15 protein-coding genes are annotated in these 12,409 nt (G+C 63.8%); 8 read left to right on the forward strand and 7 right to left on the reverse strand.

The window, feature by feature from the left end:
• Positions 1 to 138 precede the first annotated feature (138 nt).
• Both WH367_RS11710 and WH367_RS11715 read left to right on the forward strand, forming a co-directional pair.
• Positions 139 to 444 (forward strand): winged helix-turn-helix transcriptional regulator, encoded by a 306-nt coding sequence (locus WH367_RS11710; RefSeq protein ID WP_027010615.1) that lies wholly within the window; start codon positions 139 to 141, stop codon positions 442 to 444.
• Positions 445 to 557: 113 nt separating this feature from the next.
• Positions 558 to 911, forward strand: coding sequence for an FKBP-type peptidyl-prolyl cis-trans isomerase (locus tag WH367_RS11715; RefSeq protein WP_116925004.1), 354 nt, complete (start codon positions 558 to 560; stop codon positions 909 to 911).
• Between the two features lie 96 nt (positions 912 to 1,007).
• Here WH367_RS11715 and WH367_RS11720 read toward each other — a convergent pair whose 3' ends face one another.
• A complete protein-coding gene (locus WH367_RS11720) occupies positions 1,008 to 3,044 on the reverse strand; it encodes a VC_2705 family sodium/solute symporter (RefSeq protein ID WP_339536212.1) in 2,037 nt (678 codons plus the stop codon).
• Positions 3,028 to 3,306, reverse strand: a complete 279-nt coding sequence (locus WH367_RS11725) for a hypothetical protein (protein WP_339517558.1) — start codon at positions 3,304 to 3,306, stop codon at positions 3,028 to 3,030. Before WH367_RS11725 ends, WH367_RS11720 begins: the two co-directional genes overlap by 17 nt.
• 212 nt (positions 3,307 to 3,518) lie before the next feature.
• Here WH367_RS11725 and WH367_RS11730 point away from each other — a divergent pair, with 212 nt between their 5' ends.
• The 4 genes from WH367_RS11730 (at position 3,519) to WH367_RS11745 (ending at position 7,463) form a co-directional block, all read left to right on the forward strand.
• On the forward strand, positions 3,519 to 4,730 hold the full coding sequence (locus tag WH367_RS11730) for an ABC transporter substrate-binding protein (RefSeq protein WP_027010617.1): 1,212 nt from the start codon (positions 3,519 to 3,521) through the stop codon (positions 4,728 to 4,730).
• A gap of 150 nt (positions 4,731 to 4,880) precedes the next feature.
• Positions 4,881 to 5,813 (forward strand): hypothetical protein, encoded by a 933-nt coding sequence (locus WH367_RS11735; protein WP_339536214.1) that lies wholly within the window; start codon positions 4,881 to 4,883, stop codon positions 5,811 to 5,813.
• Positions 5,814 to 5,904: 91 nt separating this feature from the next.
• The gene (locus WH367_RS11740) at positions 5,905 to 6,477 is read left to right on the forward strand and encodes a sigma-70 family RNA polymerase sigma factor (protein ID WP_021025586.1); all 573 of its coding nucleotides are present in this window, start codon (positions 5,905 to 5,907) and stop codon (positions 6,475 to 6,477) included.
• Complete coding sequence (locus WH367_RS11745) at positions 6,474 to 7,463, forward strand: hypothetical protein (protein WP_339517915.1); 990 nt, start codon at positions 6,474 to 6,476, stop codon at positions 7,461 to 7,463. The genes WH367_RS11740 and WH367_RS11745 overlap by 4 nt, the downstream gene beginning before the upstream one ends.
• 110 nt (positions 7,464 to 7,573) lie before the next feature.
• Here the strand turns inward: WH367_RS11745 and WH367_RS11750 are convergent, their stop codons facing one another.
• The 5 genes from WH367_RS11750 to WH367_RS11770 form a co-directional block, all read right to left on the reverse strand.
• A complete protein-coding gene (locus WH367_RS11750; RefSeq protein WP_021027395.1) occupies positions 7,574 to 8,221 on the reverse strand; it encodes a LysE family translocator in 648 nt (215 codons plus the stop codon).
• Between the two features lie 462 nt (positions 8,222 to 8,683).
• Positions 8,684 to 9,541: a siderophore-interacting protein gene (locus tag WH367_RS11755; protein ID WP_339536216.1), complete on the reverse strand. Its 858-nt coding sequence runs from the start codon at positions 9,539 to 9,541 to the stop codon at positions 8,684 to 8,686.
• A gap of 289 nt (positions 9,542 to 9,830) precedes the next feature.
• Positions 9,831 to 10,436, reverse strand: a complete 606-nt coding sequence (locus WH367_RS11760; RefSeq protein ID WP_339517550.1) for a lipocalin family protein — start codon at positions 10,434 to 10,436, stop codon at positions 9,831 to 9,833.
• A gap of 131 nt (positions 10,437 to 10,567) precedes the next feature.
• Positions 10,568 to 11,068: an MgtC/SapB family protein gene (locus WH367_RS11765; RefSeq protein WP_339517549.1), complete on the reverse strand. Its 501-nt coding sequence runs from the start codon at positions 11,066 to 11,068 to the stop codon at positions 10,568 to 10,570.
• Positions 11,069 to 11,173: 105 nt separating this feature from the next.
• Positions 11,174 to 11,383 carry a CsbD family protein gene (locus WH367_RS11770; RefSeq protein ID WP_021027398.1) on the reverse strand — a complete coding sequence of 70 codons (210 nt, stop codon included), beginning with the start codon at positions 11,381 to 11,383 and terminating at the stop codon, positions 11,174 to 11,176.
• Positions 11,384 to 11,660: 277 nt separating this feature from the next.
• Here WH367_RS11770 and WH367_RS11775 point away from each other — a divergent pair, with 277 nt between their 5' ends.
• Together WH367_RS11775 and WH367_RS11780 are read left to right on the forward strand one after the other, a co-directional pair.
• Positions 11,661 to 11,885 carry a hypothetical protein gene (locus WH367_RS11775; protein WP_148293193.1) on the forward strand — a complete coding sequence of 75 codons (225 nt, stop codon included), beginning with the start codon at positions 11,661 to 11,663 and terminating at the stop codon, positions 11,883 to 11,885.
• A gap of 205 nt (positions 11,886 to 12,090) precedes the next feature.
• On the forward strand, positions 12,091 to 12,387 hold the full coding sequence (locus WH367_RS11780; protein WP_021027399.1) for a DNA-directed RNA polymerase subunit alpha C-terminal domain-containing protein: 297 nt from the start codon (positions 12,091 to 12,093) through the stop codon (positions 12,385 to 12,387).
• Positions 12,388 to 12,409: the final 22 nt, after the last annotated feature.

The raw sequence follows: 12,409 nt of genomic DNA on the forward strand, positions 1-12,409 counted from the left end.
AGCTGCGCCTATACATCGTGGATGAAGAGCTATTAAACTTGTAGCAGATGTTGCCGCGACGCTGATCGCACCCTCTCAGTGGATTTGCATGCGAAGGCCTGGGCCTCGCTCCTCAACACAGCGCAAGGAGACCCTTACATGAGCGCCAAGGAAAACACCGCCATCAACCAGCTCTTCGAGCGGTTGGAGTGCCGCTACGCTTTGCGTGTGCTCTGGGCATTGCGGGACGGACATCCCCAGACCTTCCGCTTGCTGCAAGACAGCGTGGGCGGCATTACGCCCAACACGCTCAACACCCGCATCAAGGAGCTGCGCGAGGCCGGCTTCCTCGACCACAACAGCGACGGCTACACCGTTACCCCCTCGGGGCAGGACCTGCTCAAGCGCCTGTCCGATGTGCAGGCCTTTGCCACGCGCTGGGTGGCAGCGCAGACCAAGAAGTAAATTCCCGCCCGCCGAGGCCCTTTTTTGCCCCCTGGAGCCCGCCTTGTGCGGGCTCTGTGTTTGGCAGACGGGTATGATCGCTGCTGGTAGCAAAGCACTCACAAAGGATTTACATGACCACCGTCACCACCCCCTCCGGCCTGCAGTACGAAGACACGGAAGTTGGCACCGGCGCCGAAGCGGCCAAGGGCCAACAAGTCACCGTGCACTACACCGGCTGGCTCTTCAACAATGGCGAGCAAGGCGCCAAGTTCGACTCCAGCAAGGACCGCAATGACCCCTTCGTGTTCCCCCTGGGCGCCGGCATGGTCATCAAGGGCTGGGACGAAGGCGTGCAGGGCATGAAGGTGGGCGGCAAGCGCACGCTGATCATCCCCGCTGAATTGGGCTATGGTGCACGCGGCGCAGGCGGCGTGATTCCTCCCAACGCCACGCTCAAGTTTGACGTGGAACTGCTGAAGGTCTAAGCGACGCAGGGCCCCTGGCCTGCCCCACCTTCCCAAAAACTGCACATGGCGCCCAGCCTGTGCAGTTTTTTCATATCCGGGCCCGCCTGGTGGAGGCTATTTGGCCAGGGGCGCGGACTGCCTGGTGCAGCAGCTGACCACCCAGGTCACGAACACGCCAAGCGGCACGCCAAACACCGCCGCCAGCGTGGGCTGGATGCCCCACCACAGATGGGCAGAGGCCTGCGCCCCGGGCGCCAGGCTGTTGATCGGCATATTGACGACCATGTAGTACAAGGTGATGCCCAGGCCCGCAGCCATGCCGCACACGGCGCCCCGCCGCGTCGCGCCGCGCCAGTACAGGCCCAGCAGCATGGCCGGCACAAAGGCCGCAGCAGCGATCGAGAACGAGGCCGACACCAGCACCAAAATGCCCGAGCTGCGCACCGAGGCGACGGCCGCGGCCGCAAGCGCCACCAGCAGCAAGGTGAACTTGGACAGAATCACGCGTTGCTGCGGCGTGACCGACTTGCCCCGCTCGACCAGGTAGAGATCGCGCACCAGCGCATTGCTGATGGTCAGCAGCAGACCATCGGCCGTCGATAGCGCAGCGGCCAGCCCGCCGGCCGCCACCAGGCCCGAGACTACAAATGGCAGGCCGCCCAGCTCGGGCGTGGCCAGCATGATCAGGTCGGCGCCCAGGTGGATCTCGCCCCACTGCACAATGCCGTCACCGTTCACATCCTCGATCGACAGCAAGGCGTTGTCCATGCGTGTCCACTGCGCAATCCAGGCCGGCAGCGCATCGAAATGGCTGCCCACCAGGCCTTGCATCACCTCCAGCTTGACCAGGGCCGCGAGCGCCGGCGCGCTGGTGTAGAGCAGCACCACAAAGAACAAGGTCCAGACCACCGAGCTGCGCGCAGCGGCCGGGCTGGGCAAGGTGTAGTAGCGGGTGAGCAGATGCGGCAGGCCGGCGGTGCCCAGCATCAGGCAGAACATCAGCGCCATGAAGTTGCGCCGCGACAGGCATTCCTGCTCCTGCGCGCTTTGCTCCGAGCCCAGCATCGGCGCATAGGGCAAGGTGTGCTGGGGCATGCCGCCCAGCGGCTGGGCGCGGGCATAGTTCTCGCGCATCGCCGCCGTCCACAGCTCGCGCGCGCTCGCCTCGTCCTGCGGCAGCGCTGCCAGCTCGCGCCCGGCAGCCAGCACCTGGTTCAGGTCGGCATTGCTGATGCGCAGCTGCTGCACCTTCTCCTGCAGGCGTGTGCGCTCGGCCTCCAGTGCGGCGGGAATATTGCGCAGCCGCGATTCATACAGCATGCCCTTTTGCAAAAACACCAGCTCCACATCGCGCTCGGCCGAATCGCTCAGCAGCCCCTTCTCGTACTCGGCGATCTTGCCCAGGTCCTGGGTATAGGCCACGGCTGCGACCGGGCTGCCCAGGCGCTGGTAGGCCAGCCAGGAGACCGGAATCAGAAAGGCCAGCAGGATCATCACGTACTGCGCGACCTGGGTCCAGGTGATGGCGCGCATGCCGCCCAGAAAGGAGCAGACCAGCACGCCGCCCAGGCCCAGCATGATGCCGATCTCGAACTGCACGCCGGTCAGCCGCGAGGCGATCAGGCCCACCGCATAGATCTGCGCCACCACATAGGAAAACGAGCACATCACCGCAGCGACGGCGGCAATCACGCGCGGCCAGCGCCCGCCATAACGCAGCTGGAAAAAATCAGGCAAGGTGTAGAGATTGAGCGCGCGCAGCTGCGGCGCAATCAGCAGCGCCACCAGCACAAAGCCGCCGCTCCAGCCCAGCAGATAGGCCAGTCCCCCGGCTTGCTGGCTGGTGCCGGCAAAGCCCTGCAAATAGAGCGCACCTGAGAGCGACAAAAAGGACGCCGCGCTCATCCAGTCGGCCGCCGTGGCCATGCCGTTGTAGACCGGCGGAATGCGGCGCCCCGCGACGTAGTACTCCTCCGAATCGGCCGTGCGCCCCCAGACACCGATGGCCGCATACATCATCACCGGCACAAACAGAAAGAGCGGCCCGATCCACTGGCGCGACAGACCGGCGCGCTCGGCCCAGGCCACCAGGCCGATGAAGCAGCCCAGGCCCAGCAGGTACAGCACAAAGAACTTATGGTTTCGTGCCATGGTCAGTGCGGGCAACCTGCACGTCTTTCTCCGGATGGCGGTGCATGTACAAGGCATAGCCGGCAACCAGCAGCACATACAGCACCGGCAGCACCGATGCCCCATACAGGTAGGCCGTGCCATGGCCCCAGATCGCATCGATCTCGGGCGCCCAGTACAGGCCGCCAAAGGTGCTGAGCACCAGCACCAGCAAGACCAGCAGCTTCATCGCGTTGAGCGGCATGGGTTCAAAAGGGGCAGGTTTGGGGTGCGAGGAATCCATCGGGGCCTTTCAAGCCGAATGACTGAGACAGCAGCGGGCTGCAGCCAGCATTCTTGCATTTTGTCGCAGATGGGACTGGTTTGCCCAGCGCCCTAGGGGAAGCACCGTGATCACCCGCGACATCGCTTTTGATAATGCCTGCACAGGCCTGGGCCGCGCTGCAGCAAAGCCCGGCACTGCCAACGACGACAAAAAACAGACAGGAGACAAGCATGACCCTTCGCACATCCACCGCTGCTGCCAGCTTGCTGGCATGCGCCACCTTGGCCGTCCAGGCCGCCGGCATCTCCGATGACAAGGTCAGGATCGGCGTGCTCAGCGACATGTCGGGCCAGTACGCAGACTCGGGCGGCAAAGGCTCGGTCGAGGCGGCCAAGATGGCGGTCGAAGACTTTGGCGCCAAGGTACTGGGCAAGCCGGTGGAAGTGGTCTTTGCCGACCACCAGAACAAGGCCGATATCGGCGGCACCAAGGCACGCCAGTGGTGGGATGCCGAAGGCGTGGACATGATCGTCGACATCAACAACTCGGCCATCGCCGGCGCGGTGTTCACGATGGCCAAGGAGCGCGGCAAGGTCGCCATCAGCACGGGCGCGCTGTCCACCGGGCTGACCAATGAATTCTGCGGCCCCACCTCGATCCACTACACGGTCGATTCGTACTCGCTGGGCAAATCGGCGGTGCAAAGTATCCTGGCTCAGGGCAAGAAGGACTGGTACATCGTGGCCGTCGACTACGCCTACGGCAAGGTGACGGCAGCCACGGTCACCGACTTCGTCAAGGAAGGGGGCGGCAAGGTGCTGGGCACCGTCTACCACCCCTTCAATGCCAGCGATTTCTCGTCCTTCATGATGCAAGCCCAGGCCAGCAAGGCCCAGGTGATCGCGCTGGCCAATGCCACGCAGGACACCGTCAACTCCATCAAGACGGCGCGCGAGTTTGGCATGACCAAAAACCTCACCTTTGTGCCCCAGCTGATCTATATCAACGATGCCCATGCGATGGGGCTGGAACTGGGCCAGGGCCTGACCTTTGCAACTGCGTTCTACTGGGACCGCAACGATGCCTCGCGCGAATGGGCGAAAAAATACCAGGCCCGCATGAAGAAGATGCCCTCGATGAACCAGGCCAGTGTCTACTCGGCCGTCACCCAGTACCTCAAGGCCATCGAGGCGGCGGGCACCGACGACGGCCTGGCCGTGACCAAGCAGCTCAAGACCATGAAGATCAACGACATGTTCTCGCAAAACGGCTATGTGCGCGAAGACGGCCGCATGGTGCATGACATGTTCCTGGTGCAGATGAAGACGCCCAAGGAATCCAAGGGCCCCTGGGACTACTACAAGATCCTCGACACCATCCCGGGTGAGCAGGCCTTCCAGCCGCTTTCCAAGAGCACCTGCTCGCTGGTCACGCAGAAGTAAGCGCAGCTGCAGCGCAGGCGCCGTGGGAGCGCCTGCGCTGCAGCTGCCAAGGTGACTTACAAATAAATACGATTGCAGGCGGGGTCCTTTAACCCCTTGCGGGCGGGCAGCGCGATTCAGGGCAGACCACCACTTCTGCAGCGCCCTGCCATGCACACCATCCTTCCCCCCGCCCCTGCTTCGTGCCGCGCACGCAAGCCCCGTAGCCTCCACGCACTGGCCTCACTGACCTTGTTTGCCAGCAGCCTGCTGGGCAGCCTGCCCGCGCAGGCCAGCCCACTGGCCGATGTGCAAATCATCGACCGCAGCAGCGGCGAGCGCCTGCCGCTGTACTACCACCAGGGCGAGTACTGGGTGGCGGGCCAGCCGGGCAGCAGCTATGCGGTTGATATCAAGAACCGCAGCCGGGGCCGCATCCTGGCCGTGCTCAGCATTGATGGCATCAATACCATCAGCGGCCAGACTGCGGCGGCCGTGCCCGACGACGGCTATGTGCTGGCCAGCCGCCAGCAATGGGCCATTGCAGGCTGGCGCAAGAGCGACCAGCAGGTGGCGGCCTTCTACTTCTCGCACAGCGAAGACGCGTATGCCGCACGCACCGGCCGGCCGCGCGATATCGGCGTGATTGGGGTGGCGGTGTTCCGCGAGCGCGAACCCCGGCCCCAGCCCCCGATCGCACGCAACAGCGCCACGCAAAAAAGCACGGCACCGGCCGCCGAAGCCAGCAGCGCCGATAGCGCAGCGCCTGCGATGCCACCGCCTTCCAGCCCTGCCGCCGCTGCCGCGCCCAATGCCTCAGTCGCCGCCCAATCGCGCCAGGCCACCGCCCCCGCCGCCGCGCCCACACCGGTGGCGCCGCGCCTGGGCACGGGCCATGGCGCGCTCGAGCGCTCCGCCACGCGGACCACGGCGTTCCACAGCGCCAGCAGCAGCCCGGCGCAGATCATCCGCATCCGCTATGACAGCTATGCCAACCTGGTGGCCCAGGGCGTCATCCGCGCGCCACAGCCCGCCGTGCAGCCGGCGCCCCGCCCCTTTCCGGCATCGCCCTCTGGCTATGTACCTGATCCGCCTGCCTATTGAAAGCCTGCCGCCGCAGCCAAAGATGTGCTGCGGCGTGCGATTTTCTCCACAGGGGCCACCAGCGGGCGCAGGCTTTTGCATAATCTGCCGCATGGTAGATGCACTGCAAGACGACCAAGCGCTGATGCTGGCCTACGCTGGCGGCCAAGTCGCGGCGTTCGAGCAGCTCTACCATCGCCACAGCCAGCGCCTGTGGCGCTATTTTTTCCGCAACACCGGCAATGCCGCGCTCGCCGATGACCTGGCGCAGGAGACCTGGTTTGCCTTGGTCGATGGCGCCCAGCGCTACCAACCCCAGGCGCAGTTCACGACCTGGGCTTTTACCCTGGCCCACCACAAACTGGTGGACCACTGGCGCCGCCACAAGGCCCACCGCAGCCTCGACGAAGAGGACAGCGAAGGCATGCGTCTGGCCGAGACCTTGTTTGCCAACTCCGGCTTTGACCCCGAGCGCCTGCAGGGCCGCAAGGACCTGGCGCGTGCTTTGCTCGCTGCCCTGGCCCAGTTGCCGCCCGAACAGCGCGAGGCCTTTTTGCTGCAGGCCGAGGCCGATATGTCGGTGGCCGACATTGCCACAGCTACGCAGGTGACCCAGGAAACCGCCAAAAGCCGCTTGCGCTATGCCCGCGCCAAACTGCGCCAGGCCATCGAGGTGACCGCATGAACGCACCGCAAGACCCCAAGCGGCCCGATGCCCTGGTCGACCTCTACCGCGAGGCCAGCGCGCAGGACGCCGGCCCAAGCGACGCCAGCACGGCGCAGATCCTGGCCCATGCGCGCGCCAAAGCCGCACAGGGCCTCAGGCCAGCCGCTACACCGGCCGGTCTGGACAGCAGCGGCCAGCAAGGCCAGCACTTCCGAGGCGAAGCCGCCAATGACCGCCGCTGGTGGCTGCAGGCCCTGGGCAGCCTGGCCGCCATTGGCCTGGTCAGCTGGCTGGCGCTGCAGCACCTGAATGAGCCTGGCGCGCCGCAGCTGGAGGCGCCCCAAATGGACAGCGCGCCCAGCGCTGCATCGGCACCGCCTCCGCCACCTAGCGCGCCCGCAGCGCCCGCCGCACCTGCTGGTACTGACAGGGCGGCGAGCCCCGCCAGCGCCAAGATGCGCAGCGAAGCGGCACCGATGGAAAAGGCTGCAAGCCCTGCCGCCGACGCAGCGCACGCGCCTGCCCCCGCTTCTGCGGCTGGCGCAGGCGCAAGCAGCGCCAACACCGGCCCCGCGCCAGCCATCGCACCTGTGCCGCAGGCAGAGCGCCGCATGCCGTCGGCAGCCGCGCCTACGCCGGTAGCGCCGCCGATGCCAGCACCTGCGGCCCCCGCTGCAGCCGCCGTTGCACCCGCATACCCTGCTGTTCCACCCGCTGCCAGAACGCAGGCGGCCGAAGAAAAACGCGCGGCCGAACGGCCAGCGCCACCGATGGCTGCAGCACCGGCTGCATCAGAAGCCGCCTCCGCACTGTCTGCTGCGGCACCTGCCCTGCCCCCATGCAGCCCCGATCTGGACCCCCAGGCCCTGGCCGAGCAGCGCCGCCGCATCCAGGCCTATGACAAGGCCCTGGCCGCTGGCCTGCCAGCACCTGCGCCGCTGCCGGTATGCCGCCCTGCGCCCGCCCATGAGGCAGAGCCTGCGCAGCCAGTGGACAGCCGCTGAGTCCCCGCCAAGCAGTGTGCAGACATAAAAAAACAGGCCTGCATGTCGCAGGCCTGTTGGCTTGGTATCAGCGAAGATTAGCGAAGAAGCGGCGCTGGATTTAGGCGGATCTAAGCCATCAGGTCATAAAGCCCATAGCCAAAACCGGCAACGCCAATGGCCAGCAGCAGGCAGGACGCGACCAGCAAGATGCGCTTTTCGCGGGCGGGCGAAATCAAGCTGCGCACCAGGAGCGCAATGAGGCCCAGCATGCTGAAATCCAGCACCACCCAGACAACGGTCAGCACCGCCAGGCTGTGGTCGGGCGCAGGCAGCACGCCAATGAACTGCGGCAAGAACGACGCAAAGAAAATGATGTCCTTGGGGTTGGAGACACCAAGGATAAAGCCCTGGCTGAAGCCGCCTTGCTTGCTGCCGGGGGCCGGTTCCGCAGTCATGGCACTGCCGGGCTCGGCATCCATCGCCCAGGCATCGCGGATCATGCCCCAGGCAATCCAGACGATGTAGAGGCAGCCCGCCAGGCGCACCAGCTTGAAGGCCGATTCATCGATGACCAGCAAGCCCTTGATCAGCAGCGCCGACAAAAAAATCAGCACCAGCGATGCCAAGTTGGTGCCGCAAATGGTGGCGAATGCATGGCGCATGCCGCCTACCAGGCCGGCTCGGGCCACCAGCAAGGTCACGGGGCCCGGGGTGATCAGCAAGGTAATGACCGACAGCGCAAACAGAAACACCAGCGAAAGATTGAGTTCAGACATGGGCAGCAGAGAGCGGGAAGAACGCGCGCCTGCAGTGCAGGGCAAAAAGGGCGATTGTGCCGCGAAGCACCGCACAATTCAATGCATTGGGCAGTCACTTGCCGAGCAGCGCCCGCACCCATCAGCCGATAAAAAACCGGGCCGTTTGCCCGGTGAGTGAATGCGGATGGCGCGTGCTTAGAACCTGTTCAAAGTCTCCTCGCGCCGCGACAGTGTCTTTGCGGGATGGGATGCTAGGCGCCATACCGCAGCAATAGCCCAGCTATTGCGAGGATTGGCAACAACGCAGACCGCCCGCAAAGCCACTGTCCCTGTGGGTTGGAGTGAAATCGGGCGATTTCTTCGCGCTGGCCCTTGCTTGCACCCCGGTGCAAGCTGCGTTCCACCCCTTCGAACTCATCCCGATTGCACTCCAACGCGGCTGCGTAGAGACTTTGAACAGGTTCTTAGATCGCCCTGGCGTTAAATCGCAATCCCCAGGTCATCCCAGTCCGCCAGCTTGCCGCCAGCGGCGGTAAATTTTTGGTAGGCGCTTTGGCGTTCGGCATCGATTTCGGTATTGCTGGCGCCGCGCTTCCAGTAGCCGGCAATCGACACATCGGCCTTGTCCATGCCCAGCTCGGACTGGAAGTATTTGCGCATCGCGCGCATCTCGTCGCGCTCACCCGCACCCCAGACCACATGGCCAGCAGCGTCCTCCAACTGGCGGGCCTGCTGCAGCAGCGGGTCGCGCCCATGACCTGGCAAGCGCTGCAGCTGCAGGCCAGCCACCCGTGGCAGCTCCGCAATCCCATGCAGATCGTCGCTGGCAATCCAGCCTACGCCGCCCAGCCCTGCGGGCCAACGTTGCAAGATCGAGTAGAGCGCGGGCAGGCCCGAATCATCACAGAACAGCGCCACAGGCCGGCCCTTGGCGTCGGGCAGCACGATGTTGACACGGGGGCCAGTGAGCCGTAGCTGCTGGCCAATGGTGGCCTGCGCGGCCCAGCGCATCATGGGGCTGTCGCCGCCATGCATCACCACATCAAACTCGGCGCAGCGCGTTTGCGGCGCAAAGCTTCGCACGGTATAGACGCGCGAGACCGCAGGTGCCTCAAGATCCGGATAGACGCGAAAAGCCACATTGGCCTCGTCCCAGACCGGGTCGTTGCCGACATCGCCCAGATGCATGCCCACCCGCAAGGTGTGGGGCGACGGGCGCTGCAGCGAGACGATGGTGGCGTCGATCTGGTGCAGGCCGCGCTGGTGCTCCTGGTCACGGGGCGCCTGCACGGCCACTGGGCTGGAAGATGGGTTGGGAGAAGCGGAGGAATGGGACATCGATACACAGACCGCATGGGCCATCGGATGCGTGGAGAAAAGAGCTTGGCTGGCTGACAGACCGCAAGGGCCTGTCGGTGGCTAGCAAAAACGACCTTGGAGACGCTGCGGTCCCGGGTCGCCCCACGATGAAACGGATGCAAAGAGCCGCGCTGTGGCTGACGCTCTCGATGGCTGGATCATAAACCAGTTGAGAATGAATATCATTTAATACCCATGCCTTTCGCGCAGCCTTTGCAGCGGCTATGCAGCGGCTATGCAGCGGCTATGCAGCGGCTATGCAGCCATCTTACGCCGCCTTGCTGCTCTCGACCATCTCCAGCGCCGCGCCATGCGGCACCCGGATCAGCCGATGGGCATCGACCCCATTGCTGGCGGCGATGGCCACCAGGCGTGTGTAGGCAGCTTCATCAATGCTCGGCGTGCGCGACAAAATCCAGGCGTACTTGGCCGCATCACCGACCACCACGGCGTGTCCTGCATCATGGTCGACATAGACCACATGGTAGCCCGCATACAAGGGGCGAAAGAACGACACCTTGAGCGAGCCCACCTCGGGGCCGGACAGCAGCTTGGCCACGGCAGTGGCCGACTTCCATTGACCGCGTTCGGGGTCAAAGCCACGGTTGGTGACTTGCACCGTGCCGTCGTCCTGCAGGCAGTAGTCAGCGGTGCAAGAGGTCAGACCGCGCTCAAACACATAGTCAATCCGCGCCAGCTCATACCAGTGGCCCATGTACTGCTCGGCATCAAAGTCCTGCACGGGGCGAACATTCTTGGGCACCCGCACCCGCTGGCCGGTGTACCACAGGGCTGACACGGCAGCCGTCAAGGCCATGGCCAGCGGCAGGGAGGAGGTTCTGGAGGAGGCCGATGCCTCAGGTGTGCGGCGCATAAGGGGTTCCTTCATACAAAACCCTTTTTTACCGCCGATGGCAAGCCGGCTGCGTAGGCATTGCCACGGCAGCGGCCTAGGTCAATTCCGACACGGGCTTATTGCCCAGGCCATGCGCCGGCACAGCAGCATCAGCTGCCTTTTTTGGGCACCACATTCTTTGGCAGCACCATCAGCACAAACAGCGCAAACAAGGTGCACAAAATGGCGGCGGCCTCTTCACCGGCGCCCACCGCCATACCAATCGCTGCGGTGAACCAGATGCCAGCGGCGGTGGTCAGGCCCTTCACATCCTCGGTGTTTTCCTTGGCGGGTTTCAAAATGGCGCCGGCGCCCAAAAAGCCCACGCCGGCGATCAGGCCCTGGATCACGCGGCTGGAATCCATTGGCGTCATGCCCATCAGTTGCGCCACGGCCAAAAAGGTCGCAGCGCCCATGGCCACCAGCATGTGCGTGCGCAAGCCAGCGGCCTTGCCGCTGGCCTCTCTTTCATAGCCCAGCATGCCGCCCAGCAGCGCCGCCAACAGCAGTTTGAAAATAATGCGCGTGGCCTGCGCCAGATCGGTCAGATCAGACAGTTCGCCTGCAACGGTATTGATGATGGTCTGGAATGCGGAGTCAGAAGAATTCATGGCTCGGGCCTTGGTGCATCACGCAGCAAGGCGGCCACGTTCGATGGCCGCCTGCATGCAGAATAAAAAAGGCCTCCCTCGCGAAAGCCAGGGAGGCTGCTTGAATTACCAGCGGTAATTGTTCTTGGTTTCCCAATCCTTGACCTGCTTTTCTGCAGCGTCCTGCGCAATACCTTCGCGCTCCTGGATGCGGCCCACCAGCTGCTCGCGCTGGCCGTCTACCACGTCCAGATCGTCATTGGTCAGCTTGCCCCATTGCTCTTGCACTTTGCCCTTGAATTGCTTCCAGTTGCCTTTGATGGTGTCTTCGTTCATCTGTCACTCCTTGAGGGTTGCGGGTTGGTCGGTTGCTGTGATTCCAGTGTCACACCAACACCGGCCCCGCATTGCAGTCGTGCAAGCAGCATTACCGTAAGGACTCTCCCACAGCTGCCATGCAAGAGCGGCTTTGCGACTTCATCACAACAGAACATGGCTTTGTCTATGGCTATTCCATACCCAGTACATCTTGTAAAGCGCATACTGGGGGTGGCGACGAGGAGCGGCCTCGCATAGAACCGGCATTCCAGCGATATTCAAGGAGTTGAAAGCCATGACTTATGCATCCAAACCCCTTCCGGCTCAGGCACTGAGCCAGGAAGAGATTCAAGCCCGTTATGAAAAGGACAGAATTTCTTATCCAGATGGCGTGCCCGACTCCCGTATCACCTGGATCGAAAGACCAGAATACAAAGGCAATGAACTCAGTTACCGGGGCCAGAAGCCCAAGACCATCGTGACCTTGGTCAGCTCAGCCAGTCCCTCCAATCCCTCTTAGGGCCATGCCATTTCTACTGCCCCGCATGGCCCTCCATGGGTGCGCATGGCTCCACCCATCTCCCTCTTCACCAGCCCTCTGCCGAGGGCTTTTTCATGCCTGCAGCGGCATGCGCTGCATCTCGCACTGCGCCCCAGGGTTGTAAGCTTGTATTAGGACTGGGGTGCTAGCATCAAGACTCGCAACACAACCCTGTCTGTATCTGATGTCTCCGCTGAACGATGCGCAAGCCGCGCACGCCACACCGCTTGCAGGAAAGCTCTCCAACCGCGCATTCAACGCCCTGGCCCGCCACAACATCACGACCGTGGAAGAAGTCATCGCCGCCTATCCCGAGCGGCTGCTCAAACTGGCAGGCTTTGGCTTGCAGTCGCTGCGCGAGGTCGAGGCCGTGTTCTTTCCCGGTCAGTGCTATCTGGCCGAGCTCAAAGATGGGCAGCGCCCCACCAAGAAGATGCATGGCTCCCCGCTGGCGGCCCTGGGCCTGAGCCCAGCGGTCTGAGCGGCTGCCTGGCCAGCTGTGC

Origin of the sequence: Comamonas sp. MYb21 (genome assembly GCF_037479395.1) — a bacterium.
Taxonomy (GTDB): Bacteria; Pseudomonadota; Gammaproteobacteria; order Burkholderiales; family Burkholderiaceae_C; genus Comamonas.

Excerpts from the sequence above, each read along its gene's own strand:
- WH367_RS11710 (WP_027010615.1), top strand. The coding sequence starts at position 139 with ATGAGCGCCAAGGAAAACACCGCCATCAACCAGCTCTTCGAGCGGTTG.
- WH367_RS11715 (WP_116925004.1), top strand. The coding sequence starts at position 558 with ATGACCACCGTCACCACCCCCTCCGGCCTGCAGTACGAAGACACGGAA.
- WH367_RS11720 (WP_339536212.1), bottom strand. The coding sequence starts at position 3,044 with ATGGCACGAAACCATAAGTTCTTTGTGCTGTACCTGCTGGGCCTGGGC.
- WH367_RS11725 (WP_339517558.1), bottom strand. The coding sequence starts at position 3,306 with ATGGATTCCTCGCACCCCAAACCTGCCCCTTTTGAACCCATGCCGCTC.
- WH367_RS11730 (WP_027010617.1), top strand. The coding sequence starts at position 3,519 with ATGACCCTTCGCACATCCACCGCTGCTGCCAGCTTGCTGGCATGCGCC.
- WH367_RS11735 (WP_339536214.1), top strand. The coding sequence starts at position 4,881 with ATGCACACCATCCTTCCCCCCGCCCCTGCTTCGTGCCGCGCACGCAAG.
- WH367_RS11740 (WP_021025586.1), top strand. The coding sequence starts at position 5,905 with ATGGTAGATGCACTGCAAGACGACCAAGCGCTGATGCTGGCCTACGCT.
- WH367_RS11745 (WP_339517915.1), top strand. The coding sequence starts at position 6,474 with ATGAACGCACCGCAAGACCCCAAGCGGCCCGATGCCCTGGTCGACCTC.
- WH367_RS11750 (WP_021027395.1), bottom strand. The coding sequence starts at position 8,221 with ATGTCTGAACTCAATCTTTCGCTGGTGTTTCTGTTTGCGCTGTCGGTC.
- WH367_RS11755 (WP_339536216.1), bottom strand. The coding sequence starts at position 9,541 with ATGTCCCATTCCTCCGCTTCTCCCAACCCATCTTCCAGCCCAGTGGCC.
- WH367_RS11760 (WP_339517550.1), bottom strand. The coding sequence starts at position 10,436 with ATGCGCCGCACACCTGAGGCATCGGCCTCCTCCAGAACCTCCTCCCTG.
- WH367_RS11765 (WP_339517549.1), bottom strand. The coding sequence starts at position 11,068 with ATGAATTCTTCTGACTCCGCATTCCAGACCATCATCAATACCGTTGCA.
- WH367_RS11770 (WP_021027398.1), bottom strand. The coding sequence starts at position 11,383 with ATGAACGAAGACACCATCAAAGGCAACTGGAAGCAATTCAAGGGCAAA.
- WH367_RS11775 (WP_148293193.1), top strand. The coding sequence starts at position 11,661 with ATGACTTATGCATCCAAACCCCTTCCGGCTCAGGCACTGAGCCAGGAA.
- WH367_RS11780 (WP_021027399.1), top strand. The coding sequence starts at position 12,091 with ATGTCTCCGCTGAACGATGCGCAAGCCGCGCACGCCACACCGCTTGCA.